The sequence below is a fragment of the Nonomuraea sp. NPDC005692 genome, from assembly GCF_040631115.1.
Lineage (GTDB): Bacteria > Actinomycetota > Actinomycetes > Streptosporangiales > Streptosporangiaceae > Nonomuraea.
Genome location: NZ_JBEXYU010000028.1, coordinates 112,967 through 131,723 on the forward strand (window position 1 = coordinate 112,967; position 18,757 = coordinate 131,723).

Sequence of the window (18,757 nt, forward strand, 5' to 3'; positions counted from 1 at the left end):
CGGCATGGCCGCCAAGACGATCACCCCGCCACGTCACGATCCCAAAGTGATCACGGCGCTGCGCCGGTTCGCGATCTCGATCACCATCTTCAACATCCTCGGCTACACCGTGCTGGGGTTCGAGCAGCCGTGGTCGTGGCCGTTCGTGGCGCTGGCCACCGGCTACACCGTGGAGATCATCCTTGAGGTGATCGGCGCCCGCCAGGAGGGCCGCGCGCCGCGCTTCCTCGGCAACGGCCCGCGCGGGCTGATGGAGTTCCTCTATCCCGCGCACATCACCTCCATCGCGCTCAACATGCTGATCTACGTCAACGACCAGGTGCTGGTCATGATGTTCGGCGTGACCGTCGCCGTGGGCGCCAAGTGGGTGCTCAAGGCTCCGGTGCGCGGGCGGATGCGGCACTTCATGAACCCGTCCAACTTCGGCATCGCGATCATCCTGCTGCTGCTGCCGTGGGCCAGCATCGCGCCGCCGTACCACTTCACCGAGAAAGTCGACAACCCGATCGACTGGATCATCCCGGGGATCATCATCATCGGCGGGACCATGATCAACGGGAAGCTGACCGGCCGCATGTGGCTGATCGGCGGATGGGTGGGCGTCTTCGCCCTCCAGGCCGTGGTGCGCGGGCTGATCATCGACGACATCTCCATCCTCGGCGGGCTGTCGATGATGACGGGGGTGGCGTTCATCCTGTTCACCAACTACATGATCACCGACCCGGGCACGAGCCCGTCCAGACCGCTGTCCCAGGTCGCCTTCGGCGGCGGCGTGGCCGTGGTGTACGGCCTGCTCATGGGGATGAACATCCCGTACGGGATCTTCTTCGCCACGGCGGCGGTCTGCCTGATCCGCGGCGGCTTCCTGTGGGCGCTGCACATCGTCAACAAGGCGCGCGAGCTCGACGCCGCCAGGGTCAGCGCAGCCGCCGCCCAGGCGCTGCAGCACGCGCGGGAAGAGGTCGCGAAGGCATGACGAGGATCGCGATCGTCGGCATGGCCTGCCGGTACCCTGACGCCGCCTCGCCCAGGGAGCTGTGGGAGAACGCGGTGGCCGGCCGCCGCGCCTTCCGCCGGCTCCCGGACGAGCGCATGCGGCTGGAGGACTACTGGGACCCCGATCCCGCAGCGCCGGACCGCTTCTACGCCAAGACCGCCGCGGTCATCGAGGGCTACGCCTTCGACCGGGTGGCACACAAGATCGCCGGTAGCACGTACCGGTCGACCGACCTGGCCCACTGGCTGGCCCTGGACATGGCCGGCCGGGCCCTGGCCGACGCCGGGTTCGCGGGCGGCGAGGGGCTGCCGCGCGAGCGCACCGGGGTCGTCGTGGGCAACACGCTCACCGGCGAGTTCACCCGCGCGAACGTGCTGCGGCTGCGCTGGCCGTACGTGCGGCGCACCCTGGCCGCGGCCCTGAAGGAGCAGGGCTGGGACGACGAGCGCCTGGCCGCGTTCCTGGCCGACTACGAGGCCGCCTACAAGAGCCCCTTCCCGCCGGTGGACGAGGACACGCTGGCGGGCGGGCTGTCCAACACGATCGCCGGGCGCATCTGCAACCACTTCGACCTCAACGGCGGCGGCTACACCGTGGACGGCGCCTGCTCCTCGTCCCTGCTGTCGGTGGTGACGGCCGGCAAGGCGCTGGCCGACCACGACGTGGACGTGGCCGTCGCGGGCGGCGTGGACCTGTCCATCGACCCGTTCGAGGTGATCGGGTTCGCCAAGACCGGCGCGCTGGCCAAGAGCGACTTCCGCCTGTACGACCGGCACTCCAACGGCTTCTGGCCGGGCGAGGGCTGCGGCATCGTCGTGCTGATGCGCGAGGAGGACGCGCTGGCCGCCGGGCGGCGGATCTACGCCACGATCGCCGGCTGGGGCGTCTCCTCCGACGGCAAGGGCGGGATCACCCGTCCGGAGGTGAGCGGCTACCTGCTCGCGATGCGCCGCGCGTACGACAAGGCCGGGTTCGGCCCCGAGAGCGTCGAGCTGTTCGAGGGCCACGGGACGGGCACGGCGCTCGGCGACGCGACCGAGCTCACGGCCCTGTCGCGGGCCAGGGCCGCGGCCGCGCGCCCGGCCGCGGTCGGCTCGATCAAGGGCATGATCGGCCACGCCAAGGCGGCGGCGGGCGTGGCGGGCCTGATCAAGGCGGCCATGGCCGTTCACGAGCAGGTGCTGCCGCCGACCATCGGGTGCGTCGACCCGCACCAGGTGCTCACCGACGAGGGCGCCACGCTGCGGGTGCTGCGCACGGCCGAGCCGTGGCCGCAGGGCGCGCCGCTGCGCGCCGCGGTGACCGCCATGGGCTTCGGCGGCATCAACACGCACGTGGTGCTGGAGAACACCGGCCCGCGGCGGCGGGTGTCCAGCCGCGTCAAGGCGCTGGCCGCCGCGTCCCAGGACGCGGAGCTGTTCCTGCTGGACGGCGGCACCTGGGACGAGCTGCGCGGCCTGGTGTCGGAGCTGCTCGACTTCGTGCCCAAGGTGTCCTACGGCCAGCTCGCCGACCTGGCCGCCACGCTGCGCGGGCGGCTGCGCGGCCTGCCGTTCCGGGCGGCCGTCGTGGTCTCCTCGCCCGACGACGCCGTACGGCAGCTCACCCGCGTGCTGACGGCGCTGGAGTCCGGCGAGAACACGCTGTCCACCCCCGACGGCAAGGCGTTCGTCGGCCGCGCCTCGGCACGGCCGCGGATCGGCTTCCTCTTCCCCGGGCAGGGCTCGGGCCGCGGGACCGACGGCGGCGCGCTGGCCAGGCGCTTCGCCGACGTCGCCGAGGTGTACACCACCGCGGCGCTGCCCGCCGACGGCGACATGGCGGCCACCGAGGTCGCCCAGCCGCGCATCGTCACCGGCTCGATGGCGGGCCTGCGCGCGCTGTCGCTGCTCGGCATCGAGGCGGACGCGGCCGTCGGGCACAGCCTGGGCGAGCTGTCGGCCCTGCACTGGGCGGGCGCGATGGACGAGGACGCGCTGCTGCGCGTGGCGACCAAGCGCGGCCGGGCGATGCGGGAGCGCAGCGAGCCGGGCACGATGGCCGGCGTGCGGGCCGCGCCGGAGACCGTGCTGGAGCTGGCCGGCGACCTGCCGGTGGTGATCGCCGGGTACAACGGGCCGCTCCAGACCGTCGTCGCCGGGCCGGTGGCGGCGGTGGAGGAGGCCGGGCGCGCGGCCGAACGCGCCGGGCTGACCTGGACCAGGCTGAACGTCTCGCACGCCTTCCACTCGCCCCTGGTCGCCCCGGCGGCCGAGGCGCTGGCCGGATACCTGGCGGAGGAGCGGTTCGGGCCGGTCGCCCGGCGGGTCGTCTCCACCGTCACCGGTGACGACCTGGCCGCCGGGACCGACGTCCCGGCGCTGCTGCACCGGCAGATCACCGCGCCCGTGCTGTTCGCCCAGGCGCTGGCCGCGCTGGCCGCGGACGCGGACCTGCTGGTCGAGGTGGGCCCCGGCCGGGTGCTCAGCAGGCTGGCGGCCGAGCTGACCGACGTGCCGGCCGTCGCGCTGGACACCGACAGCGAGTCGCTGGCCGGGCTGCTCGGCGTGGCCGGCGCCGCGCACGTGGCGGGCGTGCCCGTCGCCTGCGAGGAGCTGTTCCACGGGCGGCTGGTCAAGCCGCTGGAGATCGGCGCGACGTTCTCGTTCTTCACCAGCCCGGCCGAGCAGGCGCCGCAGGTGCGCGTCAAGGCCGCCGCCCCGCAGCCGGCGGAGCGGGCGGCCGAGCCGGACGGCGGGACGGGCGGCGGGACGGCGGCGCGGCCCGGCGAGTCCACGGTCGAGCTGCTGCGGCGGCTGGCCGCCGAACGCGCCGAGCTGCCGCTGGAGATGGTGACCGAGGACAGCAAGCCGCTGGACGAGCTGCACCTCAGCTCGGTCACCGTCATGCACATCATCGACCAGGCCACCCAGCATCTGGGCGTGCCCGCGGGCATGGCGCCGGCCAACGTCGCCACCGCGACGCTCCAGGAGCTGGGCGAGGCCCTGGACCGGCTGGCCGCGCAGCCGCGCGCGCAGTCGGCGCGGGGCGTGGCCGGCGCGGCGCCGTGGGTGCGGCCGTTCGCCGTGGACCTGGACGAGCAGCCGCGGCCCCGGCGGGCGGCCGCGGAACGCGCGGGATCGTGGCAGGTGTTCGCGCCCGCCGGTGCGCCCCTGGCGGGGCCGCTGCGCGAGGCACTCGAAGGGGAGAAGATCGGTTCCGGTGTCCTGGTGTGCCTACCCGCGCGGTGCGCGGCCGACGACCTGGAGCAGGCGCTGCTCGGCGCCAAGGCGGCCCTGGCCGGCGGGCCGGGCACCCGGTTCGTCCTGGTCCAGCACGGCCGGGGCGCGGCGGGGCTGGCCAAGACGTTCCACCTGGAGAGCGGCCTGCCCACCACGGTCGTGCACCTGCCGCAGGACGCGCCGCAGGCCGCCGCCTGGATAGCGGCGGAGGCGGCGGCCACGACGGCGTTCAGCGAGGTGCACTACGACGCCGGCGGCGTGCGGCGGGTGCCGACGCTGCGGGCGCTGCCGTACCGGCAGGAGCGGGCGGAGGAGCCGCTGACCGGCTCCGACGTGCTCCTGGTGACCGGCGGCGGCAAGGGCATCACCGCCGAGTGCGCCATGGCCATGGCCGGTGCGGACAAGGTGGCCGTGCTCGGCCGCTCCGACCCGGCCCAGGACGAGGAGCTGGCCGCGAACCTGCGGCGCATGGCCGAGACCGGGCTCACCGTCCACTACGCCAGGGCCGACGTCACCGACGCCGCCCAGGTGCGGGCGGCCGTGGCCGCGGCCGAGCAGGCGCTCGGGCCGGTCACCGCCGTCCTGCACGGCGCCGGGCGCAACGAGCCCGAGGGCATCGCCGGGCTGGACATGGACGCCTTCCGCCGCACGTTCGCCCCCAAGGTGGACGGCCTGCGCAACGTGCTGGAGGCGGTCGAGCCCGGACGGCTGCGGCTGCTGGTGACGTTCGGCAGCATCATCGGCCGGGCGGGCCTGCACGGCGAGGGCCACTACGCCACCGCCAACGAGTGGCTGGCCGACCTGACCCGCGAGGCGGGCGAGCGGCACCCGGGCTGCCGGGCGATCTGCATGGAGTGGTCGGTCTGGTCCGAGGTCGGCATGGGCGAGCGGCTGTCGGTCGTGGACCGGCTGGTCGAGCAGGGCATCACGCCGATCCCGGTGGACCGGGGCGTGGAGATCATGCGCCGCCTGGTGAGCGACCCCGACGCGCCCGGCGTCGTGGTGATCAGCGGGCGCACCGAGGGCATCCACACCGTGCGCCGGGAGGAGCCGGAGCTGCCGCTGCTCCGCTTCGTCGGCGCGCCGCTGGTCCGCTACCACGGCGTGGAGCTGGTCAGCGAGGTCGAGGTGAACGCCGGGACCGACCTGTACCTGGCCGATCACCTGCTGGACGGCAACCTGCTGTTCCCGGCGGTGTTCGGGCTGGAGGCCATGGCGCAGGTGGCGTACGCGGCCACCGGCCGTGCCGGGACGCCCGTCGTGGAGCAGGCGGAGTTCGTCCGGCCGATCATCGTGCCGCCCGACGGGAGCACCACGCTCCGGGTGGCGGCGGCGGTCACCGGGCACGACACGGTCGCGGTCGCCATCCGCAGCCAGGAGACCGGCTTCGACGTCGACCACTTCACGGCCGTGCTGCGCCTGGACGTCGGCGCACCGCCCGCGGGCCCGCCCGAGCAGTCCGGCGACGAGCTGCCGCCGGTCGCGCTGGACCCCGACACCCAGCTCTACGGCGAGGTGCTCTTCCAGGGCCGGCGCTTCCAGCGGCTGCGCCGCTACCACCGGGCCGCGGCCCGCGAGGTGGACGCCGACCTCCAGGTGGCGCAGGAGTGCGACTGGTTCGCCGGGTACCTCCCGCCGGACCTGCTCCTGGGCGACCCCGGCATGCGGGACGCGCTGATGCACGGCAACCAGGTGTGCGTGCCCGACGCCACCCTGCTGCCGACCGGCATCGAACGCGTCCACCCGGCCGGGGCCGCGCTGTCCGGCGCGGACGAGGTGCGCTACTGCGCCTCCGAGCGGTCCAGGGACGGCGACGCCTACGTCTACGACGTCGCGGTCCGGACGAAGGACGGCGAGGTCGTCGAACGCTGGGAGGGGCTGCGGTTGCAGGCCGTGCGGAAGAAGGGCGGGGCCGGTCCGTGGGCGGCGCCGCTGCTCGGCCCGTACCTGGAGCGCACGCTGGAGGACCTGACGGGCGCGCGGGTCGCGGTCGTCGTGGAGCCGGGCGAGGGCACCGGCGACCTGGCCGTGGCCCGGCTCGGCGCGACTCCGGCCGCGACCTCCGGCACCCCGGCGGGCACGGCGGAGGCCGTGCGGACGGTGTCGGCGCACGTGCCGGGGCTGACGGTGTGCGTGGCCGCCCCAGGGCCGCTGTCCTGCGCCGTCGAGCCCGTCACCCCCGCCGGGCCCGGCGACCCGGGCGGCGAACCGGGCGACGGCCGGGACGCGCTCGCCGGCGAGATCGCCGCGGCCTCCGGGGAGGACGCGGACACCGCCCGCGCCCGCACCCGCGCCGCGCTCGCCTGCCTGCGCACCGCCGGAACGGCAGCGGGAACGGCGGCGGGGACGGACGTGCCGCTCGCGGTGACCCGGGCCGGGGCCGACGGATGGGTGGTGCTGACCGGCGGCGGCGCGGCCGTGGCCACGCTCGCCACCCGGGTGAACGGCCTGCCCGCCCCCGTCGTCGTCGCGATACTCACCGAAGGGCGGTCCTAGCCCATGGGCACCTACTACGAGTACCTGCACACGGTCGGCTTCGAGGAGACCAACCTCGTCGGCAACGTCTACTACGTCAACTACCTGCGCTGGCAGGGACGCTGCCGGGAGATGTTCCTCATGGAACGGGCCCGGGACGTGCTGGCCGACCTGCAGGACGACCTCAAGCTGTTCACGCTCAAGGTCGACTGCGAGTTCTTCGCGGAGATCACGGCCTTCGACCAGCTGTCCATCCGGATGCGCCTGATCGAGCTGGCGCAGACGCAGATCGAGTTCGGCTTCGACTACGTCCGGGTCACCCCGGGCGCGCCCGAGGTCCTCGTCGCCCGCGGCAGGCAGCGGGTGGCCTGCATGCGGGGGCCGAACACCAAGACCGCGCCGGCGAGGGTGCCCGAGCCCCTGGTCAGGGCGCTCGAACCGTACCTGGCCTAGAACCCGGACCCAGGAGGTCACCGTGCAACTCCACTCATCGGCCCCGGCGCCGCAGGTCGCGGACGCCAAGACGCTGCGCGACGCGTTCGGGGCGTTCGCCACGGGCGTCACCGTGATCACCACGGGCGGCGAGGTCCCGCACGCCATGACGGCCAACTCCTTCACCTCGGTCTCGCTCGACCCGCCGCTGCTGCTGGTGTGCGTCGGCAAGGGCGCCGTGATGCACCAGTGCATCACCGCGGCCACGTCGTTCGGGGTGTCGGTGCTGGCCGGGCACCAGGAGGCCGAGGCGCGGCACTTCGCCGACCGCTACCGTCCGCTCGGCCTGGCCCAGTTCGCCGACGTCGAGGTGACGCCGGGCGAGGTCACCGGGGTGCCGCTCATCGCGGGCGCGGCGGCCCGCTTCGAGTGCCGGGTCTGGCGCGCCTACGACGGCGGCGATCACACGATCTTCGTCGGCGAGGTGCTGTCCCTGCGCCGGCGGGACGACTGCGACGGCCTGCTGGTCTACCGGGGCCGTTTCGGGGAGACCTCCCCTGCTCTGCAGGGGGTGTCGGCGTGACCACGCTGGGCACCCGCCCGGTGGCGCTGGGCGGCCGCGTGCCGCCCGGCCCGCCGCCCTGGGCGGCGCCCGTCCTGTACCGGCGGCTGGTCGGCGACCGGCTCGCGCTGCTGTCGAAGGCGACCGCCCGGTACGGCGACGCGGTGCGCATGACGATCGGCCCGAAGAGCATCTACCTGTTCAACCATCCCGACCACGCCAAGCACGTACTGGCCGACAACAGCGGCAACTACCGCAAGGGCATCGGCCTGGCCGAGGCCCGGCGGGTGATCGGCGACGGGCTGCTGACCAGCGACGGCGAGCGGTGGCGGCAGCAGCGCAGGACCATCCAGCCGCTGTTCCAGAACAAGCGGCTGGCCCAGCAGGACACCGTGCTGGCCGAGGAGGCCGGCCGTCTGGTCGAGCGGCTGCGGGCCCGGGTGGGCGGCGGGCCCGTGGACGTGGCCGGGGAGATGACCGGCCTGGCGCTCGGGGTGCTCGGCCGCACCCTGCTGGAGGCCGACCTCGGCGCGCACGGCTCGGTCGGGCACGCCTTCGAGGGCGTCCAGGACCAGGCCATGTTCGAGATGGTCACGCTGGCCATGGTGCCGTTATGGCTGCCGCTGCCGCTGCACCTGCGTTTCCGCCGGTCCCGGCGGGAGTTGTACCGGGTCGTGGACCTGCTGGTGGCCGAGCGGCTGGCGAACCCGACCGGCGGCGGCGACCTGCTGTCCCTGCTGATCGAGTCCACCGGGCTGCGGAAGGACCCGCGGGCCGCCCGGCAGCGCCTGCGGGAGGAGGTGGTCACGGTCCTGCTGGCCGGGCACGAGACCACCGCCAGCACCCTGTCGTGGGCCTTCCACCTGCTGGACCGGCATCCGGAGGTGCGCGAGCGGGTGCGGGCGGAGGCCGTCTCGGTGCTGGGCGACCGGCCGCCGGTGTACGAGGACCTGCGCAGGCTCACCTACACGGCGGCGGTGCTGGAGGAGGTCATGCGGCTGTACCCGCCGGTGTGGGCGCTGACGCGGGTGGCGCGGGAGGACGACGAGGTGGGCGGGTACCGGGTCCCGGCGGGCGCGGACGTGCTCATCAGCCCGTACACGCTGCACCGGCATCCGGCGTACTGGCGGGAGCCGGACGCGTTCCGTCCCGAGCGGTTCGAGCCCGGTGCGCCCGCCGACCGGCCGCGGTACGCCTACATCCCCTTCGGCGCGGGCCCGCGCTTCTGCGTGGGCAACCACCTGGGGATGATGGAGGCCACGTTCGTGCTGGCGATGGTCACCCGGGAGCTGCGGCTGACCGGGCTGCCCGGCCGCCGGGCGGTTCCGGAGGCCATGTTGTCGCTGCGGGTGCGCGGCGGGCTGCCGATGACGGTGAGCCCGGCCTAGAGATCGGCCCCGAAGATCACGGAAGGGCCCGCGGACATCGTCCGCGGGCCCTTCCGCACGTGCCGCCCCTTCCTTCTCAGGTGTGGGTGTCGGTCCAGGCCAGCAGGTCGCGCAAGGCGAGCAGGACGGGCGGGTCGAGCGCGTTCATGGGACGCAGCCGCAGGTCGGCGCGCTCGCTGCCGCCGCCGCCCACCTCGATCGGCCCGATCCGCGCGATGCACGTCGCGGCGTCACCCTGGGGCGGGTGGTGCACGGCGTCCTCGCGGGACTCCGCCACGGACTGGGCGATCAGGTACCAGGTGCCCTTGGGCACGTTCTCCAGCACGTACGGGCCGGGCCGGCCGATCAGGGTGAAGCTCGCCGGTCTGCCCTCCAGGATCTGGCCGGGGAACACGCCGGCGAACACCGGCCGGTCGGCCAGCGGCGAGGTCACGACGCCGTGCAGGGTCGCCGCCGGGCCGCCGAACGCGCGCTCGCCGCCGGCCAGGTCCGCCGCCGTGACGCTCAGGAACTGCCGGTACCTGCTCGGCGACAGCCCCACGCTGTGGGTGAAGCGCGAGCTGAAGGTGCCCACGCTGGAGTAGCCGACCTGGTGGCTGATGTGGGTGATGCTGAGCGAGGTGGACACGAGCAGGCGTTTGGCCTCGCGCAGCCGCACCGCGGACAGGAACCGTCCAGGGGACAGCCCGGTCACGCGCTGGAAGACGCGCGAGAAGTGGAACTTGCTGAACATCGCGGTCCGCGCCATGTCGTCAATGGTGAGCTGCTCGCCGTGGTTCTCCTGCATGCTCTCGATGACCCGCAGGACCGCTCGTTCGATGACGTCGTCCATATGGTCTCCCGGAACCCGGAAGCCCTCGGGCGCGCGTCCCCCGTCGATTCTCCGGCCGGAGAATTCCCGGGGGGCGCGACGATTCCGCGGCGCTCCGGATGCATTGCCTTTCGGTTGCCACCTGGTACACGCTCTCGGGCGCGCAGTACGCTGCATGACAAATCGCCCTTTTTTGGGAAATTTTCGGAAATCTCGGCAATTTATCTGAGAATGCGATTTATAGGGCCCATTCGCGGCGGGGGGCCGGCAGCAGTTGCCTGAGCACCCGGCCGTCGCGGTGGTGCGGCCGCCGCTCGTGCGGGTAGCCGAGCGAGACCTCCTCGAAGCGCACCCCGTCGTGCCAGCTCGTGCCCGGGATGTGCAGATGGCCGTAGACGACCGCGGCGGCACGGAAGCGCAGGTGCCAATCGGCCGTCTGCTCGGTGCCGCACCACTGCGCCAGCGCCTGGTGCCGCAGGACGCGGGTGGGGGCGCGCAGCAGCGGGAAGTGGTTGACCAGGACCGTGGGCAGGGCGGGGTCGAGCGCGTCCAGCCGCAACTCGCTCTCGCGCACCCGCGCCCGGCACCACGCCTGCCTGCTGGGATAGGGCTCGGGATGCAGCAGGAACTCGTCCCTGCACACCACCCCCTGTTCGCGGGCCAGGCCGAGCGCCTGCTCCCGGGTGGTGCCGGGCGGGCGGAAGCTGTAGTCGTACAGCAGGAACAGGGGGACGACGGCCACCGGGCCGCCCTCCCCCGTCCAGACCGCGTACGGGTCCTCGGGCGTGAGCACGCCGAGGCGCCGGCAGATCTGCACCAGGCGCCGGTAGCGCTCCTCGCCGCGCAGGCCGGGGTCGCCGGGCGTGGTCCACAGCTCATGGTTGCCCGGCGCCCACACCACCTTGGCGAAGCGCTCGCCGAGCAGGCCGAGCGTCTGCTCGAACGCGTCCAGCCGCTCGGCGACGTCCCCCGCCACCAGCAGCCAGTCGTCCGCGGTGCGCGGGCGCAGCTCCTCGACGGCCGCCCTGTTTTCGGGAAATCCGACGTGGAGGTCGCTGATCGCCAGTAATGCCGCACCGGAGGCGCTCACGTCGCGAGCGTATGTGCGCGAGAACGGGCCGGGCAGCGTACGGAGAGAAGAACAGGGGTCCACGGGCGGCGAATAGGGGGTGGCGCCGGCGCCTTTGTGGATAAGGGCGCGGGGGCGTCCGTTAGGGGTTGTTGCGGCGCACCGCGCATTCAATTCTGAGCATGCCGAAGAAAGCGGAAATTGCACGGCCGTGTTCCGGGGGTGAGGGTGATGGCCGATGTACGGGGGCAGGAATTCGCTGATTTCGCGCGGGAGGCCAGGCCCATGCTGCGCCGGGTGGCCTTCCGGCTCTCCGACGACTGGCACGAGGCCGACGACCTCGTCCAGCGCACCCTGCTGGCGCTGCACCGGCACTGGGACGGCCTCGACCGGCGCGACCGCGCCGAGGCGTACGCGCGGCAGATCATGCGGCGGCTGCTGATCAGCGACCGCAGGTCGCTGCGCTGGTCGCGGGAGGTGCTCAGCGGCGCGCCACCCGACGCGGCCGCGGCGCTGGACCCCTACGACCTGGTGGGCGAGCGCATCGTGCTGATGGGCGCGCTGGCCAGGCTCGGGCCGCGGCAGCGGGCGACGATCTTCTTCCGGTTCTGGGAGGGGCGCAGCGCCGAGGACACGGCCCGGGTCATGGGCAACGAGTCCTCCACGGTCCGCAGCCAGACCGTCAGGGCGCTGAGCACCCTGCGGGCCGCGCTGGCGCGCACCGACCCCGCCGACCGTACCGACCGAAAGCCGACCTGAACGAGGGAGTACCCATGGGTCCACTGCTCTACGAGACGAGGGTGGAGACGCTGGAGGCGCTCGCGGACACCATCGTGCCCGGCCCCAAGCGCGGTCCGGACGACCGGGCGGTGGCCGGCATGAGCCCGACGGGCGGCGCGGTCGCGGCGGGCGCCGTCGAGCTGCTGGAATGGGACGCCACCGGTGTCTCCGAGGGCCTGGACGACTACGCCCGCTCGCTGAACGAGCACGCCCGCGCCCACGCCGACCAGCACGGCATCCTGCTGGAGGCGGGCGTGCCCGCGTTCGTGGCCCTGCCGTTCGAGGAGCGCGGCGCGCTGGTGCGCACGCTGACCGCGCCCGGCCATCCGGAGAAGGCGCTGTGGGTGCTGCTGGTGCTGTTCTGCTACATGGCCTACGACTCCGCCGCCCACCTGCACACCGCCGACGCCATCAGGGCCGGGCATCCCGGCCTGACCGCCATGGGCATCACTCCGCCCGACGCGGACGGGCTGTGGCGCTTCCCCGCCTACTCCTACGGCCGTCCCCTCGCCGACCTCCACCCGGACACGACAGCTTCAGGGAGCCCCGCATGAACGGCGGCGAACGCACCGACGTGCTGGTGATCGGCAGCGGCTTCGGCGGCGCGATCCCCGCCTACCACCTGGCCGCCGGCGGCGCCGACGTGGTCATGCTGGAGCGCGGCCCGTGGCTGGAGTCGGCCGACTACGAGCACGACTTCAAGCTGGGCTCGTCCTACACCCGCATCTTCGACTTCACCGTCGGCGACGGCATGAGCGTGCTGGGCGGCAACTGCGTGGGCGGCGGCAGCGTGGTCTACTTCGCGGCCATGCCGCGCGCGCCGCGGTTCGTCTTCGAGCGCCGCGGCAGCATCAGGCGCCGCATGTGGCCGGCCGCGATCAGCCGCGACACCCTCGACCCCTGGTACGACCGGGTCGCCGAGTCGATCTCCATCACCCAGCAGGGCTGGGAGGACGTCTCGTACTCCGGCGGCCTGTGGGCGGCGGCCTGCCGGCACGCGGGCCGCACCGCCAACCCCGTGCCCGCGGCCGTGGACACCGGGTCCTGCGTCAACTGCAACTGGATGATGGCCGGCTGCCGGTTCGACGCCAAGCAGTCGCTGCTGGTCAACTACCTGCCGGCGGCGCTCGCCCACGGCGCCAGGATCAGGCCGCTGCACGAGGTGCAGAGCATCGAGCGGACGCCCGACGGCTCCTACCGGGTGCACTACAAGATCGTCCATGGCGAGGACTACCGCCTGACCGAGGGCGAGGGCACGATCGAGGCCAAGGTGGTGGTCCTCGCCGCCGGCGCCGCCGCCACGCCGGTCATCCTGCAGCGCAGCGAGGCCGCGCTCGGCGCGATGCCGCACGCCGTGGGCCGCTACTTCTCCGGCAACGGCGAGCGGCTCAACACCGCCGTGCTGAACGAGGAGCGCGTGCGCGAGGTGCTGGGCCTGGAGCGCGGCGACGGCCTGGCGTACGCGGCCAACCAGATCGGCAAGGGCCCGACGGTGGCCAACTGGGACCGGCTGGACGGCTCGCTGCCCGAGTACACCCGCTACTCGCTGGAGCAGCTCTACTTCCCGCCCGGCCTGGGCACGATCCTCGCGCTGGCCGGCGGGCCCGACCCGGCGTGGTTCGGGCTGCGCAAGAAGGAGATGCTGGAACGCTGGCGGTCCTGGCTGATCATCTTCCAGATGATCGAGGACGACAACGAGGGCGTCTTCGGGCCACCGCCCGTACGCGGCAACGCCGACCGGGTGTCCCAGCAGATGCTGGGCGTCGGCCGGCTGTCGTACAAGCCGACCGCGAACACCTCGGCCGCCTGGGCGATGGCCGACGCCGAGTGCAAGGAGATCCTGGAGCGCGACGGGCTGGCCACGGTGACGCCGTGGACGAACGACCTGGTCGGCGCGTACACGGTGCATCCGCTGGCCTCGTGCCGGATCGGCGACGACCCGTACACCTCGGCGCTGGACGACGGGCACGAGCTGCGCGGGCACCCGGGGATCTTCGTCACGGACGGCTCGGCCGTGCCGGGCGCGCTGACCGTCAACCCGGCGATGACCATCTCCGCGCTGGCCGAGCGGGCCGTGCCGGGGATCGTCAGGGCCGCGCGGGAGCGGGGCGTGCAGGTCTCCTACGGCGCGCCCGCCCCGGACGGCTCCACCGCCGGCCGCCGGGCCACCGCGTCGCTGGCCGCCGCCGCGCTGCGCGGGTAGGGCGCCGGCGATGGGACGGCTGCTCAGCCGGATGACGGCGCCCGGCGCGCTCGCCCAGGTGCGGCACGTCCGCCCGGTGCGGCCGGGCGCCGCCCGCGGCCTGGTGGCCCGGGTGTACGAGCAGGTCGAGCGGGACTTCGGCATGCTCGCGCCGCCGGTGGCCCTGCACTCCCCCGCGCCGCGCGCCCTGGCCGCGTGCTGGCTGGTCCTGCGCGAGTCGCTGCTCGCCGCCGGGGCGGCCGGCCGGGTGGCCGGGGAGCTGGTGGCGAGGGAGGTCTCGGCCGGCAACGCCTGCCCGTACTGCGTGGACGTGCACGGCGCGACCCTGCGCGCGCTGACCCCCGCCGATCCCCGGCTGGGGCCGCTGGCCGACTGGGCCAGGGCGAGCGCCGCCCCCGGGGCCGGCGGCCCGCCGGTGACGGGGGCGGCGGCCGTGGAGCTCGTGGCGGTCGCGGTGACCTTCCAGTACCTCAACCGCATGGTCAACGTGTTCCTCGGCGACTCGCCGCTGCCGCCGGAGCTGCCGTCCGGGGCGCGCGGGCCCGCGCTGCGCGTGTTCGGCGCGCTCATGCGGCCCGCCGCGCGGCGGCCCGCGCCCCCAGGCGGCTCGCTGGGCCTGCTGCCCGGCGCGCCGCTGCCGGACGACCTGGCCTGGGCGGGCGGCGTCCCGCGGCTCGGCGAGGCGTTCGCCAGGGCCGCGGCGGCGATCGAGGAGGGCGGCGCGCGGCGGCTGCCCGTCCCGGTCCGCGAGCTGGTCGCCGAGCGGGTGTCCGGCTGGGACGGCGTCCCGCCGGGCCCCGGCAGCGGCTGGGCCGGGCAGGCCGCCGCCGTACTGCCGCCCGCGCATCGTCCGGCCGCCCGGCTGGCGCTGCTGACCGCGCTGGCCTCCCACCAGGTGGACGCGCGGACGGTCGGCGAGTTCCGGGCCGCGACGCCGGGCTCGGCCGCGCTCGCCGACACCGCGCTCGCCGACACCGCGCTCGTCGAGGCGGCCTCCTGGGCGGCCATGACCGCCGCCCGCCGGACCGGCGCCTGGTCCGGGCTGCCCGCCACCCCGCTTCCGACCGTATCGACAGCCGACTGAAAGGAACGAGGACGTGACCGAGCTAGAGGTAGTGCTCGACGACCTGGCGGCCGACGGCGACCAGCTCGACGCGCTGGTGTCGGGCCTGGACGCCCAGCAGTGGAAGCTGCCCACCCCCGCGCCGGGCTGGACGATCGCCGACCAGATCGCCCACCTGGCCTTCATCTTCCGCCTGGCCACCGCCGCCGCCACCGACGCGGAGGCGTTCACGGCCATGACGGCCGGCGCCGAGAAGAACTTCGACGGCGCGGTGAACGCCGCGCTCAAGGCGTTCGAGAACGACTCGCCGGCCACGCTGCTGGCCAAGTGGCGGGCCGGACGGTCGGAGGTGCACGCCGGTCTGGCCGCCGTGCCCGCGGGCGAGGTCGTGCCGTGGCTGGTCAACCCGCTGCCGCCGATCGTGCTGGCGTGCGCGGGCATCATGGAGACCTTCGCCCACGGGCAGGACGTCGCCGACGCGCTCGGCGTGCGGCTGGAGCGCACCGACCGGCTGCGGCACCTGGTCGTCTTCGCGGTGCTCACCCGGGACTTCGGCTACCTGTCGCGCGGGCTGACCCCGCCGGCCGAGGAGTTCCGCTTCGAGATCACCGGCCCCTCCGGCGAGGTGTGGGCCTACGGCCCCGAGGACGCCGCCCAGCGGATCAGCGGCCCGGCCGAGGACTTCTGCCTGCTGGTGACCAGGCGGCGGCACCGTGCCGACGTGGCGGTCACGGCGACCGGCGAAGAGGCCGACCGCTGGCTGGACATCGCGCAGGCCTACCGCGGGCCGGCCGGCGCCGGCCGGCGTCCCGGCCAGTTCGCCCGCGCCGGCGTCTGAGAAGCCCTCCCGAACCGCGGGCGCGCCCGTCCGGAACTCCCCCAGTCCCGGGCGCGCCCGCTTCTCACGTCCCCGCCTCCAGCGCGCGGCGGTCCACCTTGCCCGAGGCCGTCTGCGGCAGGCGCTCCACGAACGTGATCCGCCGGGGGAACTTCTGCGCCGCCAGCCGGGCCCGGACGAACGCCTTCAGCTCGGCCGCCTCGACCGCCGCCGAGGCCACCACGTACGCGTGCGGCCGGGTCAGCCCGCGCAGCCGGTGCCCGACCACCGCGCACTCGACCACGGCCGGGTGCTCGCGCAGGCAGTTCTCGATCTCGGCCGGCGCCACCCAGGACCCGCCCACCTTCAGCAGGTCGTCGGCCCGTCCCCGGTAGCGGAAGTAGCCGTCGGCGTCCCTGGTCACCAGGTCGCCCGAGCGCACGGTCCGCTCGCCCACGAACGTGCTCGCGGTCCGCTCCGGGTCCTGCCAGTACTCCAGCGCGACGGCGTCGCCGGTGACCTCCAGCCGCCCGGTCTCGCCGTCGGCGACCTCCTGCCCCTCGGGGTCCACGACCCGGGCGCGGTAGCCGGGGACGACCTGGCCGAGCGTGCCGGGTCGGACCCGTCCCGGGCGGTTGGACAGGAAGATGTGGTACGCCTCGGAGGAGCCGAGCCCGTCCACCACCTCCACACCGAAGGTGTCGCTCCAGCGGCGGTGCAGCTCGGGCGGCAGCGCCTCGCCCGCCGACGTGCACAGCCGCAGGCAGCTCAGGTCCTGCCGGTCGGCGTCGGGGTGGGCGAGCATGGCGCTCATCATCGTGGGCACGTTCACCAGGACCGTGGGCCGGTGCTCGGCGATCAGCTCGAAGATCGTCTCGACCCGGCTGCGCTCGGGGAAGATCACGCCGGCCGCGCCGACGCCGAAGGGGAACAGGGCGGTCAGGTCGCGGGCGTAGCCGAAGAAGAGTTTGGGCACGGGCAGCACCACGTCGTCCGGGCGCAGGTCCAGCACGCCGCGGGCGTAGGAGTCGAAGCTGACGTGCGGGCTCCTGGCGGGCAGCACGCAGGCGCGCGGCGCGCCGGTGCTGCCGGTGGTGAACTTCCACAGCGCCACGTCCCCGGCGGCGACCGGCACCGGGTCCAACCGTGCCTCCTGCGCGGCGACCAGGGTGTCGAAGTGGTGCTCGCCGGGGCGCAGCAGGTGACGCGGCACGCCGGTGACGAGCAGGCCGGTCAGCCCCGCCGCGCGCAGGCTCTCCAGCGCGGACGGCCCCGCCACCACCAGGCTCGGCCGGGCGTAGCCGGCGAAGTAGCGGTAGTCCTTGGGCCGCAGGAACGTGTAGACCTCGGCGGTGACCGCGCCGATCTTCTGGGCGCCGTACCAGGTGGCGACCGACTCCACGCTGTCGTCGGCGGCGATGAGCACCCGGTCGCCGCGGCGTACGCCGAGCTCGCGCAGCGCGTTGCCGGCGCGGTCGGCCAGGGCGCGCAGCGTCGCGTAGTCGACGCGGCCCTGGCGGGTGACGAGCGCGGTCCTGGCGCCGTCGGCGCGGTCGAGGAATCGTGCGGCGATGTTGAAAGAGTCCATGACATGCCTTCTCGCTGCTCTGCTCGCGGGCTGGTTCCGCCTTCCACGGTGCCGGGCGCGGGCCGTCCGCAGGGGGTCCGGCGGCGTCAGCAAGCTGGCGGTCGTGGCAGCTTGCTGACGGGTTTCTCCCGGATTGCGGGATGGCCGCCGGAGCGTTGACGGGCCCGTCGGGCCGCGCGTGTACTGGGGATGCGGCGGCCGCGACGGCCGTCGCGCTCCGGAGGAGAAGCGATGGCATCCACGCCCGCGGGCTCGTGGCCGGTGACGGAGACGACCGGTGAGGCGCCCGGTGACATGGCCGGTGACATGGCCCGTGACATGGCCGGTGACATGGCCGGTGAGACGGCCGCTGGGACGACCGGTGAGATGTTCGCGCCGATGGCCGACTGCCTCGGCGGCGCCGTCCATCTGGCCTGCGCCGAATCCCCGCAGGACGAGCTCGCCGTCATCGTCGCCGGGTTCGCCGGCTACGAGGCCCAGAGCAGGGCGCGCGCCCTGACCCGGCTCGCCGCGCTGCGCCGCCTGCGCCGCCTGCCCGGCGACGGCCCCCAGACCGCGTGGACGGGGACGGAGCTGCGTCTGTCGGACTTCCTCGCCGACCCGCCCGCGAGCCTGCGGCGGCACGTGCCCGGCACCGGCCTGCTCAGCGGGCGGCGCTACCGGCTGCCCGTCGAGGTCGTCTGGACGGGTGGGCACGAATGCCTGGTCGAGCCGGCCACGAGCGGCGTGGTGGACAGCGGCGTGCCGGAGGCGATCGCCGAGGTGGTCGCCCACGACGTGGTGGCGCGCTGGTGGGCCGAGCCGCGCGAGCCGCTGCTGCGGGTCTCCGGCGCGCTGGACCGCCTGCTGCCGCCCGGCGTGACGGCCGCGGCCGCGGGGCTGGGGCTGCGGATGTCGGCGTTCGTGTTGTCGGTGCCCGACCTCCGAGTCGCCCTGGTGACCGTCGGCGGCGAGGGCGCGACGCTGGCCGCGGCGGCCGGCCGTACCGTGAAGTCGGCCGTGTGCGAGGCGTTCCTGCGGGCGATGGCGGCCAGGGCGCAGCCGTGGAGCACGCTGGAGCTGCCCGACTGCCTGCGCCGGTTCGCCGTGTGGCAGCGGGAGGGCGACTACGCCGCCCATCTGGAGCGCCTGGCCGTCGACGCCGATCCTCGGCTGGTGGACGAGGTGAGCGGGCTGCGTCCGTCCGGCTGGCCGGAGATCGCCGCGCGCCGGTTCGGGCACGAGCCGGTCGCCGTGCGGGCCGGCGGCGAGGTCGTCAAGGTGCTGTGCCCGGGGGCCCTGTGCTACCGGGCCGCGCCCGGGGCCACCGTGCTGCCGTGTCCCGTGCCCTGACCTCAGCGGACACCGCAAC

14 protein-coding genes are annotated in these 18,757 nt (G+C 74.5%); 11 read left to right on the forward strand and 3 right to left on the reverse strand.

Annotation, left to right across the window (positions count from 1 at the left end):
• Window positions 1-4: 4 nt before the first annotated feature.
• From ABZ459_RS39625 to ABZ459_RS39645, 5 genes are read left to right on the forward strand one after another with little or no spacing between them, the layout of a single operon-like run.
• Window positions 5-976 carry an enediyne biosynthesis protein gene (locus ABZ459_RS39625; RefSeq protein ID WP_357982024.1) on the forward strand — a complete coding sequence of 324 codons (972 nt, stop codon included), beginning with the start codon at window positions 5-7 and terminating at the stop codon, window positions 974-976.
• Window positions 973-6,714 carry an SDR family NAD(P)-dependent oxidoreductase gene (locus ABZ459_RS39630; RefSeq protein ID WP_357982026.1) on the forward strand — a complete coding sequence of 1,914 codons (5,742 nt, stop codon included), beginning with the start codon at window positions 973-975 and terminating at the stop codon, window positions 6,712-6,714. Before ABZ459_RS39625 ends, ABZ459_RS39630 begins: the two co-directional genes overlap by 4 nt.
• A gap of 3 nt (window positions 6,715-6,717) precedes the next feature.
• Window positions 6,718-7,146: an acyl-CoA thioesterase gene (locus tag ABZ459_RS39635; protein WP_352329445.1), complete on the forward strand. Its 429-nt coding sequence runs from the start codon at window positions 6,718-6,720 to the stop codon at window positions 7,144-7,146.
• Between the two features lie 22 nt (window positions 7,147-7,168).
• Window positions 7,169-7,708 carry a flavin reductase family protein gene (locus tag ABZ459_RS39640; protein WP_357982030.1) on the forward strand — a complete coding sequence of 180 codons (540 nt, stop codon included), beginning with the start codon at window positions 7,169-7,171 and terminating at the stop codon, window positions 7,706-7,708.
• Window positions 7,705-9,075, forward strand: coding sequence for a cytochrome P450 (locus ABZ459_RS39645; RefSeq protein WP_357982033.1), 1,371 nt, complete (start codon window positions 7,705-7,707; stop codon window positions 9,073-9,075). Before ABZ459_RS39640 ends, ABZ459_RS39645 begins: the two co-directional genes overlap by 4 nt.
• A gap of 76 nt (window positions 9,076-9,151) precedes the next feature.
• Here the strand turns inward: ABZ459_RS39645 and ABZ459_RS39650 are convergent, their stop codons facing one another.
• Together ABZ459_RS39650 and ABZ459_RS39655 are read right to left on the reverse strand one after the other, a co-directional pair.
• Window positions 9,152-9,907, reverse strand: a complete 756-nt coding sequence (locus ABZ459_RS39650; RefSeq protein ID WP_357982036.1) for an AraC family transcriptional regulator — start codon at window positions 9,905-9,907, stop codon at window positions 9,152-9,154.
• Window positions 9,908-10,124: 217 nt separating this feature from the next.
• A complete protein-coding gene (locus ABZ459_RS39655; protein ID WP_357982039.1) occupies window positions 10,125-10,976 on the reverse strand; it encodes a metallophosphoesterase in 852 nt (283 codons plus the stop codon).
• A 210-nt stretch (window positions 10,977-11,186) separates the two neighbouring features.
• On the opposite strand from ABZ459_RS39655, the gene ABZ459_RS39660 reads away from it, so the two are divergent.
• Genes ABZ459_RS39660 through ABZ459_RS39680 form a run of 5 tightly spaced genes read left to right on the forward strand, consistent with a single transcriptional unit; the run spans window position 11,187 to window position 15,839 of the window.
• On the forward strand, window positions 11,187-11,714 hold the full coding sequence (locus ABZ459_RS39660) for a sigma-70 family RNA polymerase sigma factor (protein ID WP_357982041.1): 528 nt from the start codon (window positions 11,187-11,189) through the stop codon (window positions 11,712-11,714).
• 14 nt (window positions 11,715-11,728) lie between these two features.
• Complete coding sequence (locus ABZ459_RS39665) at window positions 11,729-12,289, forward strand: DUF5987 family protein (protein ID WP_357982044.1); 561 nt, start codon at window positions 11,729-11,731, stop codon at window positions 12,287-12,289.
• Window positions 12,286-13,938 (forward strand): GMC family oxidoreductase N-terminal domain-containing protein, encoded by a 1,653-nt coding sequence (locus tag ABZ459_RS39670; protein ID WP_357982047.1) that lies wholly within the window; start codon window positions 12,286-12,288, stop codon window positions 13,936-13,938. Before ABZ459_RS39665 ends, ABZ459_RS39670 begins: the two co-directional genes overlap by 4 nt.
• Window positions 13,939-13,948: 10 nt before the next feature.
• A complete protein-coding gene (locus ABZ459_RS39675) occupies window positions 13,949-15,022 on the forward strand; it encodes a carboxymuconolactone decarboxylase family protein (RefSeq protein WP_357982050.1) in 1,074 nt (357 codons plus the stop codon).
• Between the two features lie 13 nt (window positions 15,023-15,035).
• A complete protein-coding gene (locus ABZ459_RS39680) occupies window positions 15,036-15,839 on the forward strand; it encodes a TIGR03084 family metal-binding protein (protein ID WP_357982053.1) in 804 nt (267 codons plus the stop codon).
• 64 nt (window positions 15,840-15,903) lie between these two features.
• On the opposite strand, the gene ABZ459_RS39685 is transcribed toward ABZ459_RS39680, so the two are convergent.
• Window positions 15,904-17,406 carry a benzoate-CoA ligase family protein gene (locus ABZ459_RS39685; RefSeq protein WP_357982056.1) on the reverse strand — a complete coding sequence of 501 codons (1,503 nt, stop codon included), beginning with the start codon at window positions 17,404-17,406 and terminating at the stop codon, window positions 15,904-15,906.
• A gap of 231 nt (window positions 17,407-17,637) precedes the next feature.
• Between ABZ459_RS39685 and ABZ459_RS39690 the strand changes: the two genes are divergently transcribed.
• Window positions 17,638-18,738, forward strand: a complete 1,101-nt coding sequence (locus ABZ459_RS39690; protein WP_357982059.1) for a hypothetical protein — start codon at window positions 17,638-17,640, stop codon at window positions 18,736-18,738.
• Window positions 18,739-18,757 lie beyond the last annotated feature (19 nt).

Coding starts and splice junctions, on each gene's coding strand:
- ABZ459_RS39625 (WP_357982024.1), top strand. CDS start 5: ATGGCCGCCAAGACGATCACCCCGCCACGTCACGATCCCAAAGTGATC.
- ABZ459_RS39630 (WP_357982026.1), top strand. CDS start 973: ATGACGAGGATCGCGATCGTCGGCATGGCCTGCCGGTACCCTGACGCC.
- ABZ459_RS39635 (WP_352329445.1), top strand. CDS start 6,718: ATGGGCACCTACTACGAGTACCTGCACACGGTCGGCTTCGAGGAGACC.
- ABZ459_RS39650 (WP_357982036.1), bottom strand. CDS start 9,907: ATGGACGACGTCATCGAACGAGCGGTCCTGCGGGTCATCGAGAGCATG.
- ABZ459_RS39660 (WP_357982041.1), top strand. CDS start 11,187: ATGGCCGATGTACGGGGGCAGGAATTCGCTGATTTCGCGCGGGAGGCC.
- ABZ459_RS39665 (WP_357982044.1), top strand. CDS start 11,729: ATGGGTCCACTGCTCTACGAGACGAGGGTGGAGACGCTGGAGGCGCTC.
- ABZ459_RS39670 (WP_357982047.1), top strand. CDS start 12,286: ATGAACGGCGGCGAACGCACCGACGTGCTGGTGATCGGCAGCGGCTTC.
- ABZ459_RS39675 (WP_357982050.1), top strand. CDS start 13,949: ATGGGACGGCTGCTCAGCCGGATGACGGCGCCCGGCGCGCTCGCCCAG.
- ABZ459_RS39685 (WP_357982056.1), bottom strand. CDS start 17,406: ATGGACTCTTTCAACATCGCCGCACGATTCCTCGACCGCGCCGACGGC.
- ABZ459_RS39690 (WP_357982059.1), top strand. CDS start 17,638: ATGGCATCCACGCCCGCGGGCTCGTGGCCGGTGACGGAGACGACCGGT.